The sequence below is a fragment of the Demequina aestuarii genome, from assembly GCF_000975095.1.
Classification (GTDB): Bacteria; Actinomycetota; Actinomycetes; order Actinomycetales; family Demequinaceae; genus Demequina; species Demequina aestuarii.
In genome coordinates, this window is the sequence record NZ_BBRD01000005.1 from 1 (window position 1) to 768 (window position 768).

Annotated in this window: 1 protein-coding gene; it reads right to left on the reverse strand. The window is 64.5% G+C overall.

Features of this window, described 5'->3' with window-relative positions:
* A partial coding sequence (locus AOP72_RS13115) for a methyl-accepting chemotaxis protein (protein WP_238581716.1) occupies positions 1-768 on the reverse strand: 768 nt, incomplete at both ends.

The following is a 768-nucleotide window of genomic DNA, read 5'->3' on the forward strand; positions in this document are numbered from 1 at the left end:
GCACCTGAGCCGAGTCCGCCGCCGCCTGAGCAACAGTGGAGATGTTCGCCGCGATGTCACTGGAACCCGTCGCAGCCTCCGCCACCCCACGGCTCATCTCACCGGTCGTGGCAGTCTGCTCCTCGACCGCCGAGGCGATCGTCATCTGGAAGTCGTTGATCTGCTTCACGATCTCCGAGATCTCATTGATCGCATCGACAGCGCCACCGGTGTCCTCCTGGATGGCCGCCACCCGACGCGCCACCTCCTCGGTCGCCTTCGCGGTCTCCTGAGCAAGATCCTTGACCTCACCGGCCACCACTGCGAAGCCCTTGCCCGCCTCACCAGCACGAGCAGCCTCGATCGTCGCGTTCAACGCCAACAGGTTGGTCTGCTCCGCGATCCCCGTGATGACCTTGATGACATTGCCGATCTCCTGGCTCGACGTGCCCAGCTTGGAGACCTGCTCGTTCGTCGTCTCCGCCACCGACGTCGCATGAGCCGCCACCCGTGCCGCCTCGTTGGCGTTGTGAGAGATCTCCTTGATCGAGGCGCCCATCTGCTCCGCACCAGACGCCACCGCCTGCACCGACCGGTTCACCTCATCAGCAGCATTCGCCACCACACCAGCCTGAGTCGACGTCTCCTGCGAACCCGCAGACACCTGAGCATTCGCCGCCGACAACTCCTCCGCAGCAGCAGCAACCGTCTGAGCAGACGACACCACACCCGACATCGTCTCCCGCAACGACACCTGCGCCCTCGACAACGACAACGCCATGTCACCCA